The following is an 18,543-nucleotide window of genomic DNA, read 5'->3' on the forward strand; positions in this document are numbered from 1 at the left end:
GTGGCCACGCTCGTTCTCCCCCTGCTCGTCGTCATGTCGGTCGTCCGCCCGCTCCTGGCCATGTCAGCCGGTCCTCACTTACTTCAGCCGGCTCGACGCCAGGATCGACACCAGGTGCAGCACCGTCTGCAGGAGCGCGATGCCCGCGAGGACGGCGACGCCGAGGCGGGTGAAGAACAGGTCGCCGCGCGCCGCGTCCAGGAACGCGAGGACCAGGACGAGGAGGGACGCCTCGATGCCGAGGACCAGGCGGTGGAACTTCAGCGCCGCGGCCGCCCGGCGGGCCAGGGCCACACCGGAGGAGCGGGGCTCGCTGGCCGCCTCCTTGACCGGGGGCATCCCGCCCTGGTGGCGGGCGACGCCCACGAGGTCGGTCTCCGCCTTGATGAGGATCGCGCCGAGCGCGGCGAGCGTGCCGAGGAAGGCCCACAGCCAGTCGATCCGGCCGCCGCCCCACAGGTCGGAGGCGCGCAGGCCGAGGCCGACCAGGACGGCCGCGTCGCACAGGTACGCGCCGACGCGGTCCAGGTAGACACCGGAGAGCGAGTACTGCTTCTTCCAGCGGGCGACCTCGCCGTCGACGCAGTCGAGCAGCAGGTAGAGCTGGACGGCGACGACGCCGAGGACCGCGCCCCAGATGCCCGGCACGAGCAGGGCGGGGGCCGCGAGGACACCGCAGATCGTCATCACGTACGTCAGCTGGTTCGGCGTGATCCTGGTGCCGACCAGCTGGCGGGTGATGCGCAGCGAGATCTCGCGCATGTACAGGCGGCCGCCCCAGTGTTCGCCGCTGCGCCGGTCCTTCACCCCCGCCGGGTGCACGACCGGGCGGAGCTCAGCTACCGATGGCTTTGGCATAGTCGGCGTACGCGTCCCTGATCTGGTCGTCGGAGAGGGCGAGGTGTTCGAGGATGGTGAAACGGCCGGGACGCGTCTGCGGGGCGAAGGACACGGCGCGGACGAACTCGTCCACGCTGAAGCCCATCTCCTCGGGGGTCACGGGCAGGCCGTGGCGGCGCAGGGTCTCGACGATCTGGAGCGAACCCTCGGCCGCGCCGCGCAGGTGCATCGCGAAGGCCGCGCCGAGTCCGCACTGCTCTCCGTGGCTGGCGGCCCGCTGGGGGTAGAGCAGGTCGAAGGCGTGGCTGATCTCGTGGCAGGCGCCCGAGGAGGGACGGCTGTCGCCACTGATCGACATCGCGATCCCGGACATCACCAGGCCCTCGGAGAGGGTGACGAGGAAGTCGTCGTCGCCGACGCCGCCGGGGTGGCGCAGGACCGCCTCGCCCGCGCTGCGGGCCATCGCCGCGGCGAGGCCGTCGACCGGCTCGCCGGTCTCCCGGTGGGAGAGCTCCCAGTCCGCGATGGCGGACAGGTTCGACACCGCGTCGCCGATCCCGGAGCGGACGTAGCGCACCGGGGCGTCCCGGATCACGTCGAGGTCGATGACCAGCGCGATCGGGGTCGGCACACCGTAGGAGCCGCGCCCGTTGTCGTTGTCCAGGGTGGAGATCGGCGAGCAGATGCCGTCGTGCGACAGGTTCGTGGCGATGGCGACCAGCGGCAGGCCGACCCGGGCCGCCGCGTACTTGGTGACGTCGATGATCTTGCCGCCGCCGAGGGCGACCACCGCGTCGTACCGCTTGCCGCGCATCGCGTCGGCGAGCTTGACCGCCGCGTCGATGGTGCCGCCGTCGACCGGGTACCAGTCGGCGCCGGGCAGCTCGGGCGCGAAGTGGTCGCGCAGCTTCAGGCCGGAGCCGCCGCTGATGGCGACGGCGATCCGGCCGTTGCTGGAGATGCGCTGGTCCGCCAGGAGGCCGGCGAGGTCCTCCAGCGCCCCCCGCCGGATGTCGACGACGACCGGCGAGGGGATCAGCCGGGTCAGTACTGGCACGCGATCTCACGGCCCTTCGCGAGGTCGTCGTGGTTGTCGATCTCGACCCACTTGACGTCGCCGATGGGCGCCACGTCGATGGTGAAGCCGTCGTCGACGAGCTTCTGGTAGCCGTCCTCGTAGTAGAGGTCGGGGTCGCGCTCGAAGGTGGCCTTGAGGGCGTCGGCGAGCGCCTCGGCGGCGGCGGGCTCGATGAGGGTGACACCGATGTACTCGCCGGTGGCGGTGGCCGGGTCCATCAGCTTGGTGATCTTCTGGACGCCCTTGCCCTCGGCGGTGATGACCTTCATCTCCTCGTCGGCGAGGTTCTTCACCGTGTCGAGGGCGAGGATGATCTTCTGGTCGCCGCCGCGGGCGGCGAGCAGGGTCTTCTCGACGGAGACCGGGTGGACCGTGTCGCCGTTGGCGAGGATCACACCGCGCTTCAGGACCTCGCGGGCGCACCACAGGGAGTAGGCGTTGTTCCACTCCTCGGCCTTGTCGTTGTCGATCAGCGTGATCGACAGGCCGTACTGGGCCTCCAGGGCCTCCTTGCGCGCGTACACGGCCTCCTTGCGGTAGCCGACGACGATGGCGACCTCGGTGAGGCCGACCTCCGCGAAGTTCTTCAGCGTGAGGTCGAGGACGGTGGTGTCACCGTCGACAGGCACGAGGGCCTTCGGGAGCGTGTCGGTGTAGGGGCGCAGACGCCGTCCGGCACCGGCTGCCAGTACGAGGCCAATCATGCTGTTTCTCCTTCGTCATGTACGGCGGGTGCTCCGGAGGACACCCAGAAGCGGATGGACTCCACGAGCACCACGAGCGCGAGGGCGACCGCGAGGGCGGTGAGCGCCAGGGCGAAGTCGTCGCCCCGGCTCGCCAGCAGGGCGGCGAGGACCGTCACCAGCAGGACGCGGCCCTCGTGCCCGCCGATGGTGCGCACCAGCCAGGCCGGCGGGGCGCCGGTGCCGCCGCGGATGCGGTACACCGTGTCGTAGTGATGGTAGGCGACGGCGGCCACCAGCCCGTAAGCCGCGGGCAGGGCGCCGTTCACCTCGGAACGGGCGGCGAGGATGAGGATCAGGCCGTACTCGGCGGCCCGGAAGATCGGCGGCACGAGCCAGTCGAGGGGGCCCTTGAGGGAGTGCCCGACGGCCACGCCCGCCGCAGCGACGTACACCACGGCGGCCAGGACGACCCAGTAGCTGCCGACGCTCTTGTCGCCCGCCTCGACCAGCAGGATCGCCGCGCCGACGGCCGCGGCCAGCGGGGCCGTCCAGCGGTCCCGGGTTCTGCTCGGTGAGCCCGCGATGAACTGCGCGATCGGGCCGCTGTCGGCCAGGTCGGCCAGGGCCTGGGCGGCCCGGTCGGTGCGCTTGGCCTTGCGGGTCAGTGAGCGGAGCACGCGGCCTGCGGTGGTGTAGCAGGCGCCGAAGGCGCAGCCGATGATCAGCGCCCAGAAGGTGATCCGGGGGGTGGTGACGGCGGTGAGGACCGCGATCATGGCCCAGCGCTCGCCGATCGGCAGGATGATCATCCGGCGGATCCAGACGGTCCAGCCGACGCTGTCGAGCCGGCTGGACAGCGCCGCGGTGGGGCTGGTGTTGGCCGTGGCGTCGTGGTTGGCCTCGTTGAACGAGAAGTCCACGACGTGCCGGCAGGTCATCAGGACCATCGCGCCGAGCGCGAGCGCCCAGACGTCGTCACCGTTACGGGCCGCGCCGAGGGCGAGGCCGGCGTAGAAGGCGTACTCCTTGGCGCGGTCGAAGGTGGCGTCGAGCCAGGCGCCCATCGTCGAGTACTGCAGGGAGTAGCGGGCGAGCTGCCCGTCGGTGCAGTCCAGGACGAAGGAGACGAGGAGGAGCACGCCGGCCGCGATGTATCCGCCGCGCTCGCCGGTGGCGGCGCAGCCGGCCGCGATGAGCGCGGTGAGCAGCGAGGCGGTGGTGACCTGGTTGGGGGTGAGACCGCGCCGGGCGCACCAGCGGGCGATGTACCGCGAGTACGGGCTGACGGCGAAGGTGGTGAAGAAGCCGTCGTGGGCCTTCACGGCGGACCGGAGGCGTACGGCCTCCTCGTCGACGGCGGCGACGGCGGCGCGGGCCTCGTGGCGGGCCTCGGCGTCGGTCGGTACGGCGGCGACGAGCGTGCCGAGGGCGGGCCGGTGCACGGCGACGCCGTCGGCGTCGAGGGCCTCGGCGAGGGTGTCGGGCAGGCTCTCGTCGGAGGCGGTGTCCGCCGCGGGGGCGCCGGGCACCGTCGCGTGGGCGTCGGTCAGGGCGCGGGCGAGCGCCGGGCGGGCCTCGGGCTGCGCGGTGAGCGCGCCGGGCGCCGCGGCGGCCGGGAAGCGGGGGTCGGTCAGGGCCAGGCGCAGGGCGTGGAGGTGTCCGACGAAGCGGGGGTCGACGACGGCGACCCGCTCAGCGGCCGGTACGGCGGCGAGCAGCGCTCCGGTGTCCTGCGGGCCTGAGGCGACCCGCACCTCGAAGCCGAGCGACCGCAGATCGCCGTCGAGCGACGATCCGGGTACCGGCGGGCCGGTGAGGATGGCGGTCGACAGACGAACTCACTCCTTGGAGCTGACGGGCGGGCCCTCGGGGCTCACGGCACGGCCCCGGGCACGGCGGCTCGGCCCGGCATCGGGCGGCGGCACGTCGGCTGAGGCTATCGGATGAACATGGCGGGAGTTCACCGAGGCTTTGCGGGGCGGACTCCCCCGGGCCCACTCGAATCCGTCCGTGTGCGCCATGCCCCACGGAGATCATCATGGGCGATCGACCCGCCGCCCCACAAACCGCGTCCGGAGGTGGTCAGGAGCCACCTTCTCGCGCCGTACCGCCGAACGCACATCAGTGCAGGTCAGATGATATGACAACGGTGTTCAATCCCGTGTTGCACATACCCCCCACCCGTAGTTCACTGGCGAATCGGAGCGACTCGCGGTGACGCGAAACACCCGGCACACGACACGAGGGAGAGCGACGTCATGGGGGCTGGACACGACCACGGGCACAGTCACGGCGGACCCCCGCCCACGGGGACCGCCGCCGCTGCCTACCGCGGCCGGTTGCGGATCGCGCTCGCGATCACGCTGTCCGTGATGGTGGTCGAGATCATCGGCGGTATCGTCTCCGACTCGCTCGCCCTGATCGCCGACGCCGCCCACATGGCGACGGACGCGGTCGGCCTCGCGATGGCGCTGCTCGCGATCCACTTCGCCAACCGCCCGCCCACGGAGAACCGCACCTACGGCTTCGCGCGGGCCGAGATCCTCGCCGCGCTCGCCAATTGTCTGCTGCTGCTCGGTGTCGGCACCTACGTGCTGTACGAGGCGATCCAGCGATTCATCGAGCCCGCCGAGACCAAGGGCGGACTCACGATCATGTTCGCGCTGATCGGTCTGGTCGCCAACATGGTCTCGCTCTCTCTCCTGGTCCGCGGCCAGAAGGAGAGCCTGAACGTGCGCGGCGCCTATCTGGAGGTGCTCGCCGACGCGCTCGGCTCGGTGACGGTCCTGGTCTCGGCCGGCATCATCCTGGCCACCGGCTGGCAGTACGCCGACCCGATCGCCTCCATCCTGATCGGCCTGATGATCGTGCCGCGCACGATCAAACTGCTGCGCGAGACGCTCGACGTCCTGCTGGAGTCGGCCCCCAAGGGCGTCGACATGGCGGAGGTCCGGGCGCACATACTGGCGCTTCCCGGCGTCGAGGACGTCCACGACCTGCACGCCTGGACGATCACGTCCGGCATGCCTGTGCTCTCCGCCCATGTGGTCGTGGACCAGGCGGCACTCGACTCCGTCGGCCACGAGAAGATGCTGCACGACCTGCAGGGGTGCCTGGGCTCCCACTTCGACGTGGAGCACTGCACCTTCCAGCTGGAGCCCGCGGGTCACGCCGCGCACGAGGCCAAGCTCTGTCTGTGAGCCCTGTTAGGCTTGATCGACACGTGTTCGAACCGAGTGCGCGAAGCGCGTGAGGTGAGAGAGGAGCTGAGGTTGATGACCGTCGCGATGGAGGCTGCCCAGTGCGGCAGCGCCCGGTCCAGCTTCAGCTTCCGGGTCCTCGGCTGACCTGATCCCGGTTCTTCCGGCACGATCACCCGTCGGCCGGGACCCTTTCACACAAGGGTTTCCACGTTGTCCGACAGCACCAGCAACGCACTTCGCGATGCCTTCTTCGCCCTGCACCACGGCCTTCCGCGCCAGGGTCCGGGCTCCGACGCCACCACCCGCCGACTGCTCGCGCTCGCGGGGCCGCTCCCCGAGCGCCCCCGCGCGCTCGACCTCGGCTGCGGCCCCGGCCGCTCCGCGCTGCTCCTGGCCGCCGAGGCCGGGGCGGAGGTGACGGCGGTCGATCTGCACCAGCCGTTCCTCGACGAGCTGCGGCGGGCCGTCGACGCCCGCGGGCTCGGCGACCTGATCCGTACGCTCCACGCCGACATGGGCGAGCTGCCGTTCCCCGACGGGTCCTTCGACCTCGTCTGGGCCGAGAGCTCGGCCTACGCCCTCGGCTTCGACACCGCCCTGCGCTCCTGGCGCCGGCTCCTCGCACCGGGCGGCACCCTCGTGCTCACCGAGTGCGAATGGACGGTGGACGAGCCGAGCCAGGAGGCCCGCGCCTTCTGGGACGCGCACTACCAGCTGCGCAACCGGCGGGCGAACACCGCGGCGGCGATCGAGGGCGGCTACCACGTCCTCGGTGTCCTCCCGCAGCCCGAGACCGACTGGGACGCGTACTACGGTCCGCTCGCCGAGCGGGCCGATGCGGCGGACCCCGGTGCTCCCGGCATGGCCGAGATCCTCGTCTCGACGCGCGCCGAACTCGCCATGCGCCGCGACCACGGCGGCGAGTACGGCTACACCGGTTACGCCCTGCGGCCCGCCGACGCCCGGTGGCGGACGCGGCCGGAGACCGCCGACGACATCCGTTCCGTACGGGACGTCAACGCGGCGGCGTTCGAGACGCCGGCGGAGGCCGAACTGGTCGACGCGCTCCGCGCGGACCCCGGGGCGTGGCTGCCGGGTCTGTCGTTCGTGGCCGAGGCCCCGGACGGCTCCGTCGCGGGGTACGCGCTGATCACCCGCTGCCACGTCGACGGTGTCCCGGCGGCGGCGCTCGCCCCGGTCGCCGTCGCCCCGCGATACCAGCGGCAGGGCGTCGGGGAGGCCGTCACCCGGGCGGTGCTCGACGCGGCACGGCTGCGCGGGGAGCGGCTCGTCCTGGTGCTCGGCCATCCGGAGTACTACCCCCGGTTCGGGTTCGCACCCGCGTCTGAATATGGAATTCGGCCGTCCTTCGACGTTCCGGACGAGGCGATGAGGGCGCTTGTCCTCGACGGCTCCGGCTCGATTCCGTCGGGCACGATCCAGTACGCGGCGGCTTTTGGGGTCTGACGCCCCGCCCGCTCCCGCCGTGCCGGTGTACTCCGGTGCGGTGGGAGCGGGCCATGTCCGGCCGCTCGAAGTACGGACAAGAGGCTTTTGTACGGCAGACTGAAGGGGCCCTTCCGGGCCGAGACCGAAGCGAAGGACGGTTATGCCGACCACATCAGCCAGCGTGGCTCACACCTCGTCGAACGGTGTCCAGCCGACCGCAGCCCAGGCGTCGATCATGCTCGAACTGGTCGACGAGAACGGCATCACCATCGGCACGGCGGAGAAGCTCGCCGCCCATCAGGCCCCCGGTCAGCTGCACCGGGCGTTCTCCGTCTTCCTCTTCGACGAGTCGGGCCGGCTGCTGCTGCAGCGCCGCGCGCTCGGCAAGTACCACTCCCCCGGTGTCTGGTCCAACACCTGCTGCGGCCACCCCTATCCGGGCGAGGCCCCCTTCGCGGCCGCCGCCCGGCGCACGTACGAGGAGCTGGGGATCTCGCCCTCGCTGCTCGCCGAAGCAGGAACGGTCCGCTACAACCACCCCGACCCGGCGTCGGGCCTGGTGGAGCAGGAGTACAACCACCTCTTCGTCGGCATGGCACAGGCCGAACTGCGGCCCGACCCGGAAGAGGTCGAGGAGACCGCCTATGTGACGGCGGAGGAGCTGATGGAGCGGCACGCGAGCGCGCCGTTCTCCGCCTGGTTCATGACCGTCCTGGACGCGGCGCGTCCGGCGATCAAGGAGTTGACGGGTCCCGCCGGGGGCTGGTGATCCCGGGAGCGGCCGGGGGAAGCGCCGACGGCGCCTCCCCGGGGCGCGCGAGGCCCGGGTCCAGGGGCAGCGCGGCCCAGATGATCTTTCCGCCGCTCGCGGTGTGCTCCACGTCGCAGGCGCCGCCCGACTCCAGGGCGATCTCCCGGACCAGGAGCAGCCCGCGGCCGCCCGTCTGACCGTAGTCCGCCTCGAGGGCCTTGGGGCGGTAGGGATGGTTGTCCTCGACGGACACCCTGATCCACTCCGCGCCGATCGCCACCTCCACCGCCACTTCGGGGGAGAGCAGCGCCGCGTGTTTGACGGCGTTGGTGACCAGTTCGGAGACGATCAGGAGCAGGCCCTGAACCGTTTCTTCGTGGACCGGTACTCCTTGACGGAGCAACAGGTCGCGTACCGCGTGCCGGGCCTGCGGAACTGAGACGTCGACCGCGGGAGCGGTGAAGCGCCAGACCCCTTCATAGGACGGTGGCCGTGCGGGGACGCTCCCGCTCTCCATGGTCCGGCTCCCACCGTCGTGCTCGATTGTCGCCACGCGTCAAGTCTTGGTAATGCGCAGGTCCGGACCGGGCTACTGACCAGAAGTCGACACTTATCGACCACATTCTGATCGGGTGAGTATGCCAACGTCAGTTGTTCGACTGCTCCTGATCCTCCGTTGACGCCTTCGGAGGGGTGGCGGGAGACTCGTCCTTCGCCGCCGCGTCGGGCGGTGTGACCATGCCGACGATACGCCTGCCCCCGACGCCGATCGCGATCAGGCCGAGACCGTCGAAGAGCAGGGCCAGCGAGAAGAAGACACCGAGAACGTACCGGCTGCTGTCCGGCCAGTCGAAGAGCACCAGCAGACCGAGGAGGAGACCGAAGGCTCCCTGGAGCAGGGTCCATCCGAACTGCGGTCCGCGCACGACCACACTGCCCACCAGCCGGAAGACGCCGCCGGTGAGGAAGAGCAGGGCGGCGAACATGGTCAGGGCCTCGGCCGAGCCCTCCGGGTGCCGGATCACCACGACACCCGCCGCGATGTTCAGCGCCGCCACCACCACGGCGAGCCAGAAGTAGTTGCTTCCGCGCGACTCGATGGCGTGCACAAGACCCACGACACCGCCGATGAGCAGCAGCCAGCCGAAGAGCAGCATCGAGGTGAGGGTGGCGAGACCGGTGTAGCAGAGACCGACGATGCCGGCGACGACCAGCAGGACGCCGAGGACGGTGAGCCGGCCGAGGCTGCGCTTGAGCTTACGTCCCTCGCGCACGGCGTCGAAGGGGGCCTCACCGGAGGCGTCGTCGGGTTCCCGGGCCATGCGCGCCTCCTCCTTCGCCCCCTCCGCGACCCCTCCTCGATCGTACGGTCGAGGTGCCCGGATAGCATCCGGCGCATGGAGCCCACCGAGCCGCAGCTGGCGGTCGTCGTCGCCGACGCGGTCGCCACCGTCGTCATCTCGAACCCGGCCAAGCGCAACGCGATGACGGCCGCGATGTGGCGGTCCCTGCCCGGGCTGCTCGCGCCGCTCGCCGCCGACCCCGAGGTCCGCGCCCTGGTGCTCACCGGCGACGGCGGCACCTTCTGCGCGGGCGCGGACATCTCGACGCTGCGGGAGCCGGGCGACGAGCAGCAGGCCCTCGCGGTCCGGGCCGAGGAGGCGCTCGCCGCCTTCCCCAAGCCGACGCTCGCCGCGGTCCGCGGCTTCTGCGTGGGCGGCGGCAGCCAGCTCGCCGCCGCCTGCGACCTGCGGTTCGCGGAGGAGGGGGCGCGGTTCGGGGTCACCCCGGCGAAGCTCGGGATCGTGTACCCCGCCTCGTCGACGCGCAGGCTGGCCGCGCTCGTCGGGCCCTCCGCCGCCAAGTACCTGCTCTTCTCGGCCGAGTTGATCGACGCCGACCGGGCCCTGCGCACCGGGCTCGTCGACGAGGTCCTGCCGGAGGGCGAACTGGACAAGCGGGTGGCCGAGTTCACCCGGGTGCTCGTCGCGCGCTCGCTGCTCACCCAGGCGGCGGCCAAGGAGTTCGCGGACGGCCGCACGGACCGGGACGCGCACTGGGCCGAGCAGGCGCGCGGCAGCGGCGACACCGCCGAGGGGGTCGCCGCCTTCCTGGAACGCCGGGCGCCCCGCTTCACGTACGGCCTGTAGGGCCGGTCCGTCGGGCCGGTCAGCCCTGGGGCAGGTCCTTCGGGGCCGTGCCGCGCCAGTGGGCGACGATCTCGGCCGGGGCCTTCTCCGGGGAGCCCGCGTCGTAGGGCGGCTGGGGGTCGTACTCGGTGAGCAGCTGGATGGTCTGGGCGGTCGCGTCGCCGGCGATCCGGCCGATGAGGTGCAGCGCCATGTCGATCCCGGACGAGACCCCGGCGGCGGTGACGTACTTGCCGTCGAAGACGACCCGCTCGCCGGTCGGCTCGACGCCGACCGCCCGCAGCTCGTCGAAGGCGAGCCAGTGCGTGGTGGCACGGCGGCCGTCGAGCAGGCCCGCGGCGCCGAGGAGGAGCGAACCGGTGCAGACGGAGGTGGTCCAGGTGCTGGTCTCGTCGGCGGTACGGAGCCAGCCGAGGATCTCCGGGTCGTTCATCGCCGAACGGGAGTCGGGGCCACCGGGGACGAGGACGATGTCGGGGTTCGGGACGTCCGCGAGTGCCTTGTCGGCGACCAGGGCGAGGCTGCCCTGGTCGTTGCGGACCGGCCCGGCCTCCTTGGCGACGAAGACGGTCTCGGCTCCGGGGATGCGGGCGAGCAGTTCGTAGGGGCCGACGGCGTCGAGGGTGGTGAAGCGGTCGTAGAGGAGCACGGCGATCTGCATGGGGTCCCTTTCCGTGGGTGGTCGGTGCTGCGTGGTCTCGGGTTCTCGGCGTACGCGGGCGCCGGGGGCGCGGGGTCGTGGGTTGAGGGTGGGCGGTTCGAAGGTTGGGCCGGTTACCCGGTGGGCGGGTTCGGGCGGTTACGCGGTGGGCGGGTCCGGTCGCTTACGCGGTGGGCGGGTCCGGGCGGTTACGCGGTGCGCGGGTTCGGTCGGTTACGCGGTGGGCGGCTCGGAGGCGGTTCAGGGGGCCGGCCGGGGTCCGTTCCGTACGGGGGCGTGGAAGCGGCGGCGGTAGTCAGCCGGGGCGGTGCCCATCGCCTTGACGAAGGCCCTGCGCATGGCCTCGGGCGTGCCGTAGCCGGCGGCCCGGGAGACCTCCTCGACGCCGTCGGTCGTCTCCTCCAGGAGCCGCCGCGCGTGTTCGAGGCGGACCCGGTCGACGTAGCGGCCCGGGGTCGTGCCGGTCTCCGCCTGGAAGGCGCGGGCGAAATGGCGCGGCGACAGCCGGGCGCGGGCGGCGAGGGCCTCGACGGAGAGGTCGCCCGCCGGATGCTCGGTGATCCAGTGCTGGAGGTCCCGCAGCGGCGCGCGCCGGGCGGTCTGCGCGGCCAGCTGGGCGCTGAACTGCGCCTGGTTGCCGGGGCGCCGCAGGAAGACGACCAGGTGCCGGGCGACGGTCAGCGCGGTGTCGCGGCCCAGGTCCTCCTCGACGAGCGCGAGCGCGAGGTCGATGCCCGCCGTCACGCCCGCGGAGGTGGCGATGCGGCCGTCTCGGACGAAGATCGGGTCGGGATCCACGTCGACCCCGGGGTAGCAGCGGGCGAGGTGGTCGCAGGCGATCCAGTGGGTGGTCGCGCGGTGGCCGTCGAGCAGCCCGGCCGCCGCGAGCAGCAGCGCTCCGGTGCAGACGGAGACCAGTCGCTCGGCGCGCGGGCCGTTCGCGCGCAGCCAGTCGATCAGCCGCGGGTCGGGGCGCCGGGTGCCTTCGCCGCCGGGGACGAGCAGGGTGTGCGGGCGGTCCGCGGCGGCGAGCGTCGTGTCCGGGAGCAGCCGCAGGCCGCTCTGGGTGCGGACCGGCCCGCCGTCGAGCGAGGCGGTCACGATCGGGTAGGAGCCGCCGCCTGCGCGGCCCGCCCCGGCGAACACCTCCACCGGTCCGGTGACATCCAGGCTCTGCACGTCGTCGAAGAGGACGACGAGCACGGGTCGCTTCGTCATGGCCACCATCCTTCGCCGGGCGCGGGGCGTCCGCAATGACGAGGAACCCACCTTTCCTGCCATGCGGGACCGGGGCGACCGCCCCGGGGTTCCGGTCGTACCGACCAGTCGGTAACGTTCTGGTCCATGACCTCTCTGCCTCCCCGCGCGGGCCGCCGCTGCCACCACATGCTCAACCCGATGCACTCCACGGTGTACTTCTCGCCGGACCTGGACACCGAGTTCCAGGCCCTCGGCTTCGAGGACGCCACGGCCATGCGGCTGGCCTCGCGCAGCGCCGCGATGGGTGCCGTGGGCGCGGGCACCGTCGCCGCGGCCTTCTTCAACTACAACGTGGAGATGCTGGCCAAGCACCTTCCGGCGGTGTGGGACATCGCCTCGCCCGCCGAGGTCGGCGCGGCACGGCTGCGGACCGTGGACCGCACGCTGCGCCGGCTCCTGGGCGAGGAGGCGATCGCCTCGGCCGAGATGGCGGAGGCCGCCGAGCTGGCGCTGCGCGCCACCGAGGCCTGCACCCGGCACGCCCGGCCGCTCTACTCGGCCCACGCCGACCTCCCGGTCCCCGAGGCGCCGCACCTGCGGTACTGGCACGCCGCGACGCTGCTGCGCGAGCACCGGGGCGACGGGCACCTGGCCGCCCTGCTGACCCTGGACCTCGACCCGCTGGAGGCGATGGTCAGCCACACCGCGACCGGCCTGGGCATGAACCCGCGCCTCGCCCTGGGCGCGCGGGGCTGGCGGCGGGCCGACTGGGACGCCGCGGCCGACCGGCTGCGCGAGCGCGGGCTGCTCGACGCGGAGGGCGAACTCACGGCCGAGGGCACGGCGCTGCGCGAGGAGCTGGAGGAGCGGACGGACCGGCTGGACTCCGCACCGTACGAGCACCTGGGCGCGGCGGGCGTGGAGCGGCTGACGGAGCTGGGCAAGGCCTTCCGCAACGCGGCGTTCCTGGCCGGGGCCTTCCCGGCCGACCTGAGCGCCAAGATCTGACCGGCCGGACCGGCAGGCGCGCCCGGACACGGCGGGACCGGGGCGCGTGCGGAGTTCCGGAGGGGGAGACGGCAGAATGCACTCGCAAGCTTGAGGCACGAGAAGGCGAGTCGGGACACCGTGACGACGTCCATCGAAGGCAGGATCGCCGAGGAACTCGGCGTACGTGAGCGACAGGTGAGGGCGGCCGTCGAGCTGCTCGACGGCGGCTCGACCGTGCCGTTCATCGCGCGCTACCGCAAGGAAGCGACCGAGATGCTCGACGACGCGCAGCTGCGGACGCTCGAGGAGCGGCTGCGCTACCTCCGGGAGCTGGAGGACCGGCGGACCGCCATCCTCGACTCCGTACGGGAGCAGGGGAAGCTGACGGCCGAGGTGGAGGCCCAGCTGCGGGCCGCCGACACCAAGGCCCGTCTTGAGGACATCTACCTGCCGTTCAAGCCCAAGCGCCGCACCAAGGCCCAGATCGCCCGCGAGGCAGGTCTGGAACCGCTGGCGGAGGGGCTGCTCGCCGACCCCTCGGTGGAGCCGGCGGCCGCCGCGGCGGCCTTCGTGGACGCCGACAAGGGCGTCGCCGACCCGGCGGCGGCCCTGGAGGGCGCCCGCGCGATCCTCACCGAGAAGTTCTCCGAGGACGCCGACCTGATCGGCGAGCTGCGGGAGCGGATGTGGGGCCGGGGCCGGCTGGCGGCGAAGGTCCGGGACGGGAAGGAGGAGGCGGGCGCGAAGTTCGCCGACTACTTCGACTTCGCGGAGCCGTTCACCGCGCTCCCCTCGCACCGGATCCTCGCGATGCTGCGCGGCGAGAAGGAGGACGTCCTCACCCTGGAGCTGGAGCCGGAGGAGCCCTCCGAGGTGCCCGGCCCGACCGCGTACGAGGGCATGGTCGCCTCCCGCTTCGGCGTGGCCGAGCGGGGGCGTCCCGGCGACAAGTGGCTGCTCGACACGGTCCGCTGGGCCTGGCGGACCCGGATCCTGGTCCACCTCGGGATCGACCTGCGGCTGCGGCTGCGTACGGCCGCCGAGGACGAGGCGGTCCGGGTCTTCGCGGCGAACCTGCGCGACCTGCTCCTCGCCGCCCCGGCGGGGACGCGGGCGACCCTGGGCCTCGACCCCGGTTTCCGTACGGGCGTCAAGGTGGCCGTGGTCGACAGCACGGGCAAGGTCGTCGCCACCGACACGATCTACCCGCACGTCCCGGCGAACAAGTGGGACGAGTCGCTGGCGAAGCTGGCGCGGCTCGCGAAGGAGCACGCGGTCGAGCTGGTCGCCATCGGCAACGGCACGGCGTCCCGCGAGACGGACAAGCTCGCGGCCGAACTCATCGCCAAGCACCCCGAGTTGAAGCTCACCAAGGTCATGGTCTCGGAGGCCGGCGCGTCCGTGTACTCCGCCTCCGCCTTCGCCTCGCAGGAACTGCCGGGCCTGGACGTCTCGTTGCGCGGCGCGGTGTCGATCGCGCGGCGGCTCCAGGACCCGCTGGCCGAGCTGGTGAAGATCGATCCGAAGTCGATCGGTGTCGGGCAGTACCAGCACGACCTGTCCGAGGTGAAGCTCTCCCGCTCCCTCGACGCGGTCGTCGAGGACTGTGTGAACGGTGTCGGCGTCGACGTCAACACCGCGTCCGCGCCGCTGCTTTCGCGGGTGTCGGGCATCGGCGCGGGCCTCGCCGAGAACATCGTCGCGCACCGCGACGCGAACGGCCCGTTCCGTTCGCGGAAGACGCTGAAGGACGTGGCGCGGCTCGGCCCGAAGGCGTACGAGCAGTGTGCGGGCTTCCTGCGGATCCGGGGCGGCGACGACCCGCTGGACGCCTCGTCGGTGCACCCGGAGGCGTACCCGGTGGTGCGGCGGATGGTGAAGACGACGGGCGGCGAGGTCGCCTCGCTGATCGGCAACACCGGGGTGCTGCGGTCGCTGCGGGCGGACCAGTTCGTGGACGAGACCTTCGGTCTGCCGACGGTCACCGACATCCTGCGCGAGCTGGAGAAGCCGGGGCGCGACCCGCGGCCCGCGTTCAAGACGGCCACGTTCAAGGAGGGCGTCGAGAAGATCGGCGACCTGGTCTCGGGGATGGTCCTGGAGGGCGTGGTCACCAACGTGGCGGCGTTCGGGGCGTTCGTGGACGTCGGTGTGCACCAGGACGGGCTCGTCCATGTGTCCGCCATGTCCAAGACCTTCGTCAAGGACCCGCGCGACGTGGTGAAGCCGGGTGACGTGGTCCGGGTGAAGGTCCTGGACGTCGACATCCCGCGCAAGCGGATCTCGCTGACGCTGCGGCTCGACGACGAGGCGTCGGCGGGCGCGGGCGACGGTGACGCGCCGAAGCGGGAGCGCGGGGAGCGGCGCGAGCGCGGCGACCGTGGGGGCCGTCCGCCGCAGCAGCGGCGCGGCCAGCCGCAGGGCCAGCGCCCGGCGCCGTCGGCCGCCCCCGCGAACAGCGCGATGGCGGACGCCCTGCGCAAGGCGGGGCTGCTGAACGAGGGCGGCGGCGACAAGCGGCGCGGCCGCTGACGTGGAGCGGGCCCGGCCTGACGGCCGGGCCCGTTCGTCTCCCACCCGCACAACCCGTACCACTGAGTGACCAGAGGTGCGGGCCACCCTGTGATCGGCCGAGCGCCGTCGGCGGCTGCCCGGCCCTCAGATCACCGGAAAGGGCTCTGGTCGCCCCCGGACTCAGGCGTTCGGCAGGAAGCGCAGGGCCCATTCGGCGCGGTTGGCGACCGTGAGGTCGTCGTCCTCGGTCAGGGGCTGGAGGAGGGCGCGCGCACGGGTCGGGTCGGCCTGGACCAGGTCGACGATCTCCGCCGCCAGGGAGTCCTGGTCGTCGCCGAGGTCCACGGAGGAGGCCCGCAGGAGCGCCGGCAGGGCGTCAGGGCCGCCGATGGCGGCGAGGACGCCGCCGAGGAGCTCGCGGGCGTAGGCGTTGCGCTCGACGAGGGCCCGGTCGAGTTCGGCCTGGAGCCGGGGCAGCAGGGCCGCGTCGCCCGATGCGGCGATCTCGTCGGCGAGGTCGATGGTCTCGTCGAGATCGGCGTCGAGGTCGTCCAGCATCTCGGTGAGCCGGGTCAGCAGGTCGGTCATGATGTCTCCTGGAATGCGCCGTCCCGCAGGACGGGGACCGTCTCCGAGGTGTCGGCCTCGGCGGCCACCGCGACGTCCTGCGGATAGCCGTACTCGTACAGTTCACGCCCGGAAGCGCAGCGGTGCAGCTCCGCCACCGGGTCCTCGGTCGCCTCCCACAGCGTGGCCGCCGCCCGCGCCTCGGGCGTCAGGGCGTACGGGCCGAGGCCGCGCAGGGCCGACAGGACGGCGCCCGCGCCGAGGAGGTCCTCCAGGGCGGGACGCAGCGAGCCGTCCGGCCACCGCTCGCCCGAGGCGATCACGGTGAGCGGACGGGAGGCGGAGCCGTAGCCGTGGGCGGCCAGCCAGTGGGCGACCGCCGTGCGGTTGCGGAGCGAGGAGGCGACGACGGTCGCCCCGCCCGCCTCCGCCGCGATCGTGGAGCCGTTCGGGGACGGCAGGACCAGACGCGGGGTCGGCGGGGCGGCCCGCAGGGCGGCCGGGGAGAGCGTCCAAGGGGTCTCGGGCGACGCCTCGCTCCGGCCGACGGCGAGGACCGCGTCCCGCTCGGCCGCGTACGCGACCGCCCTCTCGTCCTTCCAGCGGTAGGGGAACACAGCCGTACCGGCCTCGACCGCCACGCCCACCGACGTGGTGAAGGAGAGGACGTCGACGACGACCAGGCAGGCGGCGTCCTTGGCCAGGGCCGCGGCCTCCGTCGGGCCCCAGCCGAAGGTGACGCCCATCAGAGCTCGGTCACCTTGCCGGCCGCGACCTCGACGCGACGGGTCGTGCGGACGGCGTCGAGCATCCGCCGGTCGTGGGTGACCAGGAGGAGCGTCCCGGTGTAGGAGTCGAGCGCGGACTCCAGCTGCTCGATGGCCGGCAGGTCCAGGTGGTTGGTCGGCTCGTCCAGGACGAGGAGGTTGACGCCCCGGCTCTGGAGGAGGGCGAGCGCGGCCCGGGTCCGCTCGCCCGGGGAGAGCGTGGTGGCGGGGCGCAGGACGTGGACGGCCTTGAGCCCGAACTTCGCCAGCAGGGTCCGTACGTCCGCGGGCTCGGTCTCGGGGACGGCCGCGCAGAACGCCTCGAGCAGCGACTCCGAGCCGTGGAAGAGCTTGCGGGCCTGGTCGACCTCGCCGACGACGACGCCCGAGCCGAGCACCGCGTCGCCGGAGTCGAGCGGGAGGCGGCCCAGGAGGGCGGCGAGGAGCGTCGACTTGCCGGCGCCGTTCGCTCCGGTGATCGCGACCCGGTCGGCCCAGTCGATCTGGAGGGTCGCGGGCCCGAAGCGGAAGTCGCCGCGCCGGACCTCGGCCTCGCGCAGGGTCGCCACGACCGAGCCGGAGCGCGGGGCGGAGGCGATCTCCATGCGCAGCTCCCACTCCTTGCGGGGCTCCTCGACGACGTCGAGCCGCTCGATCATCCGCTGCGTCTGGCGGGCCTTCGCGGCCTGCTTCTCGCTCGCCTCGCCACGCAGCTTCCGGCCGATCTTGTCGTTGTCGGTGGCCTTGCGGCGGGCGTTGCGGACGCCCTTGTCCATCCAGTTGCGCTGCATCAGGGCGCGGCCTTCGAGCGCGGCCCTCTTGTCGGCGTACTCCTCGTACTCCTCGCGGGCGTGCCGGCTGGCGGTGTCCCGCTCCTCCAGGTAGGCCTGGTAGCCGCCGCCGTAGAGGGTGATCTGCTGCTGGGCGAGGTCGAGTTCGAGGACCTTGGTGACCGTGCGGGTGAGGAACTCGCGGTCGTGGCTGATGACGACGGTGCCCGCGCGCAGCCCCTGGACGAAGGCTTCGAGCCGCTCCAGGCCGTCGAGGTCGAGGTCGTTGGTGGGCTCGTCCAGCAGGAACACGTCGTAGCGGGAGAGCAGGAGGGAGGCGAGTCCGGCGCGGGCGGCCTGGCCGCCGGAGAGCGCGGTCATCGGCTGGTCGAGGCCGACGGTCAGGCCGAGGGACTCGGCGACCTCCTCGGCCCGCTCGTCGAGGTCGGCGCCGCCGAGACCGAGCCAGCGCTCCAGGCTCACGGCGTACGCGTCGTCGGCGCCGGGCGCCCCGTCGACCAGGCCCTGGGTGGCCTCGTCCATGGCGGCCTGCGCGGCCGCCACACCCGTGCGGCGCGCCAGGAACTCCCGGACCGTCTCCCCCGCGCGCCGCTCGGGCTCCTGCGGGAGGTGGCCGACGGTCGCGGTGGGCGGCGAGAGCTTCAGCTCGCCCTCCTCGGGGGTGTCGAGCCCGGCGAGCAGCCGCAGCAGGGTCGACTTGCCGGCGCCGTTGACGCCGACGAGGCCGATGACGTCGCCGGGGGCGACGACGAGGTCGAGCCCGGCGAAGAGGGTGCGTTCGCCGTGGCCTGCGGCGAGTTCCTTGGCGACGAGAGTGGCAGTCATCAGGGAACGCATCGTATGTCACCGGCCCGAGGCACCGTGGTGCGGCCGAACGGCTCCCGGTACGGTCCGCG

17 protein-coding genes are annotated in these 18,543 nt (G+C 72.7%); 6 read left to right on the forward strand and 11 right to left on the reverse strand.

The features are described from left to right. Positions 1–78 precede the first annotated feature (78 nt). From AB0E14_RS00130 to AB0E14_RS00145, 4 genes are read right to left on the reverse strand one after another with little or no spacing between them, the layout of a single operon-like run. Positions 79–858, reverse strand: a complete 780-nt coding sequence (locus AB0E14_RS00130) for a CDP-alcohol phosphatidyltransferase family protein (protein WP_362409596.1) — start codon at positions 856–858, stop codon at positions 79–81. Continuing rightward, positions 836–1,897, reverse strand: a complete 1,062-nt coding sequence (locus AB0E14_RS00135; protein WP_362409598.1) for an iron-containing alcohol dehydrogenase family protein — start codon at positions 1,895–1,897, stop codon at positions 836–838. Before AB0E14_RS00135 ends, AB0E14_RS00130 begins: the two co-directional genes overlap by 23 nt. Then, entirely contained in the window at positions 1,885–2,622 is a 738-nt protein-coding gene (locus AB0E14_RS00140) for a phosphocholine cytidylyltransferase family protein (protein ID WP_362409600.1), read from the reverse strand. Before AB0E14_RS00140 ends, AB0E14_RS00135 begins: the two co-directional genes overlap by 13 nt. Continuing rightward, positions 2,619–4,436 (reverse strand): DUF5941 domain-containing protein, encoded by a 1,818-nt coding sequence (locus AB0E14_RS00145; protein WP_362410303.1) that lies wholly within the window; start codon positions 4,434–4,436, stop codon positions 2,619–2,621. The genes AB0E14_RS00140 and AB0E14_RS00145 overlap by 4 nt, the downstream gene beginning before the upstream one ends. A gap of 426 nt (positions 4,437–4,862) precedes the next feature. On the opposite strand from AB0E14_RS00145, the gene AB0E14_RS00150 reads away from it, so the two are divergent. The 3 genes from AB0E14_RS00150 (at position 4,863) to idi (ending at position 8,025) form a co-directional block, all read left to right on the forward strand. After that, a complete protein-coding gene (locus AB0E14_RS00150; protein ID WP_362409602.1) occupies positions 4,863–5,804 on the forward strand; it encodes a cation diffusion facilitator family transporter in 942 nt (313 codons plus the stop codon). Positions 5,805–6,017: 213 nt separating this feature from the next. After that, on the forward strand, positions 6,018–7,274 hold the full coding sequence (locus AB0E14_RS00155) for a bifunctional class I SAM-dependent methyltransferase/N-acetyltransferase (RefSeq protein ID WP_362409604.1): 1,257 nt from the start codon (positions 6,018–6,020) through the stop codon (positions 7,272–7,274). Between the two features lie 142 nt (positions 7,275–7,416). Beyond that, positions 7,417–8,025, forward strand: coding sequence for an isopentenyl-diphosphate Delta-isomerase (gene idi, locus AB0E14_RS00160; RefSeq protein WP_361965877.1), 609 nt, complete (start codon positions 7,417–7,419; stop codon positions 8,023–8,025). Here the strand turns inward: idi and AB0E14_RS00165 are convergent. Continuing rightward, entirely contained in the window at positions 7,991–8,524 is a 534-nt protein-coding gene (locus AB0E14_RS00165) for an ATP-binding protein (RefSeq protein WP_362410306.1), read from the reverse strand. The genes idi and AB0E14_RS00165 overlap by 35 nt on opposite strands. Positions 8,525–8,654: 130 nt before the next feature. Then, positions 8,655–9,329 carry a DUF308 domain-containing protein gene (locus tag AB0E14_RS00170; RefSeq protein ID WP_362409607.1) on the reverse strand — a complete coding sequence of 225 codons (675 nt, stop codon included), beginning with the start codon at positions 9,327–9,329 and terminating at the stop codon, positions 8,655–8,657. Positions 9,330–9,404: 75 nt separating this feature from the next. Here AB0E14_RS00170 and AB0E14_RS00175 point away from each other — a divergent pair, with 75 nt between their 5' ends. Beyond that, positions 9,405–10,157 (forward strand): enoyl-CoA hydratase/isomerase family protein, encoded by a 753-nt coding sequence (locus AB0E14_RS00175; protein WP_362409609.1) that lies wholly within the window; start codon positions 9,405–9,407, stop codon positions 10,155–10,157. Positions 10,158–10,176: 19 nt separating this feature from the next. Here AB0E14_RS00175 and AB0E14_RS00180 read toward each other — a convergent pair whose 3' ends face one another. Continuing rightward, a complete protein-coding gene (locus tag AB0E14_RS00180; RefSeq protein ID WP_362409611.1) occupies positions 10,177–10,818 on the reverse strand; it encodes a DJ-1/PfpI family protein in 642 nt (213 codons plus the stop codon). A 240-nt stretch (positions 10,819–11,058) separates the two neighbouring features. Next, positions 11,059–12,036, reverse strand: a complete 978-nt coding sequence (locus AB0E14_RS00185; RefSeq protein WP_362409613.1) for a GlxA family transcriptional regulator — start codon at positions 12,034–12,036, stop codon at positions 11,059–11,061. Positions 12,037–12,162: 126 nt separating this feature from the next. Between AB0E14_RS00185 and AB0E14_RS00190 the strand changes: the two genes are divergently transcribed. Both AB0E14_RS00190 and AB0E14_RS00195 read left to right on the forward strand, forming a co-directional pair. Then, complete coding sequence (locus AB0E14_RS00190) at positions 12,163–13,026, forward strand: hypothetical protein (RefSeq protein ID WP_362409615.1); 864 nt, start codon at positions 12,163–12,165, stop codon at positions 13,024–13,026. A gap of 120 nt (positions 13,027–13,146) precedes the next feature. Then, complete coding sequence (locus AB0E14_RS00195) at positions 13,147–15,540, forward strand: Tex family protein (protein WP_362409617.1); 2,394 nt, start codon at positions 13,147–13,149, stop codon at positions 15,538–15,540. 162 nt (positions 15,541–15,702) lie between these two features. On the opposite strand, the gene AB0E14_RS00200 is transcribed toward AB0E14_RS00195, so the two are convergent. The 3 genes from AB0E14_RS00200 to AB0E14_RS00210 are packed head-to-tail and all read right to left on the reverse strand — an operon-like array spanning position 15,703 to position 18,472. Beyond that, positions 15,703–16,110, reverse strand: a complete 408-nt coding sequence (locus AB0E14_RS00200; RefSeq protein ID WP_362409619.1) for a hypothetical protein — start codon at positions 16,108–16,110, stop codon at positions 15,703–15,705. Continuing rightward, positions 16,107–16,835 carry a 2-phosphosulfolactate phosphatase gene (locus AB0E14_RS00205; protein ID WP_362409621.1) on the reverse strand — a complete coding sequence of 243 codons (729 nt, stop codon included), beginning with the start codon at positions 16,833–16,835 and terminating at the stop codon, positions 16,107–16,109. Before AB0E14_RS00205 ends, AB0E14_RS00200 begins: the two co-directional genes overlap by 4 nt. After that, positions 16,835–18,472 (reverse strand): ABC-F family ATP-binding cassette domain-containing protein, encoded by a 1,638-nt coding sequence (locus tag AB0E14_RS00210; RefSeq protein ID WP_362409623.1) that lies wholly within the window; start codon positions 18,470–18,472, stop codon positions 16,835–16,837. The genes AB0E14_RS00205 and AB0E14_RS00210 overlap by 1 nt, the downstream gene beginning before the upstream one ends. Positions 18,473–18,543 lie beyond the last annotated feature (71 nt).

Source organism: Streptomyces sp. NPDC047981 (assembly GCF_040653315.1).
GTDB lineage: Bacteria > Actinomycetota > Actinomycetes > Streptomycetales > Streptomycetaceae > Streptomyces.

What these genes read in the sequence shown, in the direction of transcription:
- AB0E14_RS00130 (WP_362409596.1), bottom strand. Translation starts at nt 858, where the DNA reads ATGCCAAAGCCATCGGTAGCTGAGCTCCGCCCGGTCGTGCACCCGGCG.
- AB0E14_RS00140 (WP_362409600.1), bottom strand. Translation starts at nt 2,622, where the DNA reads ATGATTGGCCTCGTACTGGCAGCCGGTGCCGGACGGCGTCTGCGCCCC.
- AB0E14_RS00150 (WP_362409602.1), top strand. Translation starts at nt 4,863, where the DNA reads ATGGGGGCTGGACACGACCACGGGCACAGTCACGGCGGACCCCCGCCC.
- idi (WP_361965877.1), top strand. Translation starts at nt 7,417, where the DNA reads ATGCCGACCACATCAGCCAGCGTGGCTCACACCTCGTCGAACGGTGTC.
- AB0E14_RS00165 (WP_362410306.1), bottom strand. Translation starts at nt 8,524, where the DNA reads ATGGAGAGCGGGAGCGTCCCCGCACGGCCACCGTCCTATGAAGGGGTC.
- AB0E14_RS00170 (WP_362409607.1), bottom strand. Translation starts at nt 9,329, where the DNA reads ATGGCCCGGGAACCCGACGACGCCTCCGGTGAGGCCCCCTTCGACGCC.
- AB0E14_RS00175 (WP_362409609.1), top strand. Translation starts at nt 9,405, where the DNA reads ATGGAGCCCACCGAGCCGCAGCTGGCGGTCGTCGTCGCCGACGCGGTC.
- AB0E14_RS00180 (WP_362409611.1), bottom strand. Translation starts at nt 10,818, where the DNA reads ATGCAGATCGCCGTGCTCCTCTACGACCGCTTCACCACCCTCGACGCC.
- AB0E14_RS00185 (WP_362409613.1), bottom strand. Translation starts at nt 12,036, where the DNA reads ATGACGAAGCGACCCGTGCTCGTCGTCCTCTTCGACGACGTGCAGAGC.
- AB0E14_RS00190 (WP_362409615.1), top strand. Translation starts at nt 12,163, where the DNA reads ATGACCTCTCTGCCTCCCCGCGCGGGCCGCCGCTGCCACCACATGCTC.
- AB0E14_RS00200 (WP_362409619.1), bottom strand. Translation starts at nt 16,110, where the DNA reads ATGACCGACCTGCTGACCCGGCTCACCGAGATGCTGGACGACCTCGAC.
- AB0E14_RS00205 (WP_362409621.1), bottom strand. Translation starts at nt 16,835, where the DNA reads ATGGGCGTCACCTTCGGCTGGGGCCCGACGGAGGCCGCGGCCCTGGCC.
- AB0E14_RS00210 (WP_362409623.1), bottom strand. Translation starts at nt 18,472, where the DNA reads ATGACTGCCACTCTCGTCGCCAAGGAACTCGCCGCAGGCCACGGCGAA.